At 39.2% G+C, this 1,242-nt stretch carries 4 protein-coding genes; all 4 read right to left on the reverse strand.

Annotated features, from left to right (window positions below; translation table 11 throughout):
- Window positions 1–408: 408 nt before the first annotated feature.
- The 4 genes from SSCH_RS20805 to SSCH_RS21755 are packed head-to-tail and all read right to left on the reverse strand — an operon-like array spanning window position 409 to window position 1,101.
- A complete protein-coding gene (locus SSCH_RS20805) occupies window positions 409–609 on the reverse strand; it encodes an FCD domain-containing protein (protein WP_052835359.1) in 201 nt (66 codons plus the stop codon).
- Window positions 606–818, reverse strand: coding sequence for an FCD domain-containing protein (locus SSCH_RS20810; protein ID WP_052835360.1), 213 nt, complete (start codon window positions 816–818; stop codon window positions 606–608). Before SSCH_RS20810 ends, SSCH_RS20805 begins: the two co-directional genes overlap by 4 nt.
- Before the next feature lie 33 nt (window positions 819–851).
- Window positions 852–992 (reverse strand): GntR family transcriptional regulator, encoded by a 141-nt coding sequence (locus SSCH_RS18170; RefSeq protein WP_156972117.1) that lies wholly within the window; start codon window positions 990–992, stop codon window positions 852–854.
- Entirely contained in the window at window positions 934–1,101 is a 168-nt protein-coding gene (locus SSCH_RS21755) for a FadR/GntR family transcriptional regulator (protein ID WP_084710951.1), read from the reverse strand. Before SSCH_RS21755 ends, SSCH_RS18170 begins: the two co-directional genes overlap by 59 nt.
- Window positions 1,102–1,242: the final 141 nt, after the last annotated feature.

The raw sequence follows: 1,242 nt of genomic DNA on the forward strand, positions 1-1,242 counted from the left end.
TATATCGGGCGTATTCTTGCTGATATGGAAAGGCAGCGTGGCGACAGCGGGGTAAGGTAATTAAAGGGTAAGGATCCTCTCAGTATCCATGACAGGTTTGGTTTGGGTGCTGGGGGATCTCTACATTATCCACACTATGCACACTGACTGGCATTATCTAGCTAGACTTTGATTGGCACCTGAATTCTCAACTTTATGGCAGACTGTCGCTATAATTCTTCCGTTATTGGCGGTGAGAATTGCAGCGTCAAATTGAGTGAGAGGCAACAGTATAACATTTATTTGGGGTTCTTTCAATATGAAAAAGCGGAGAGTCTTTGCTCCGCGTATCAATTATTACTATTACCATTTTTTTGATCTTAATTAACCACGCACCCATATTCGCTCAAGCTAAAAATGTATTTTCTTTTACTTATCTCCTCTTTCTGCTTCATTCTCGAAATAAAGTATTTTTTCCTCCACATATTCGAGATGCTTTTTCATCTCTTCTTTAGCTTTTTGAGCATCCCTCTTTGCTATAGAATCAAAAATCGCCCTATGCTGCTCCAATAAAATCTCGGGTGCTTTCGGAAGCTTATATAAACTCTGTCGGCTAACTTTTAAACTCATTTTACGGTTTCCATGATCGCATCTATCATCTGCAAAAGAATGCAATTATGGGCCGCCTGATTTATATTATAGTGAAATACATAATCTCCTTCATCTCCAAGTCCACCCTTTTTCACGTCCTCTTCCATATCATCGACAGCCTTACCTATTTTTTGTATATCATCTTCTGATGCTCGCTCTGCTGCAAGTGCAGCGCCTTCACTTTTCAAGAATTTTACGTTATTTCAAGAACTTCTAAGGTTTTATCCAGCAGCATTAAAATGCTTAGTGGAATTAAAAGAATCACGAGTAAACTTGCCATTGATAAAGGTTCCCTCGCCTCTCCTAACCTCTAAAACACCTAGCACTGCCAGAGCACTTATAGCTTCTCTTATAGAAGCCACGACTTACCCCCAACATCTCCGCAAGGTCCCTTTCAGGAAGGAGTTTGTCACCAGCTTTTAGCGTGCCATCGCTGATCATTTCTTGTATCTGCTCTATTGATTTCTTCATTGGATTTTTTTGTCTTGATTAGGCTTAAATTTCATGATCATTATCCCTTGTTATTTGACAGTAATCTACACAACTAAAGATCAGGAGATCAGACATCTAATATAATAATTCATTTTTCCATATCACGCAACAACTACTTCG

This window comes from Syntrophaceticus schinkii (assembly GCF_000946815.1).
GTDB lineage: Bacteria > Bacillota > DSM-12270 > Thermacetogeniales > Thermacetogeniaceae > Syntrophaceticus > Syntrophaceticus schinkii.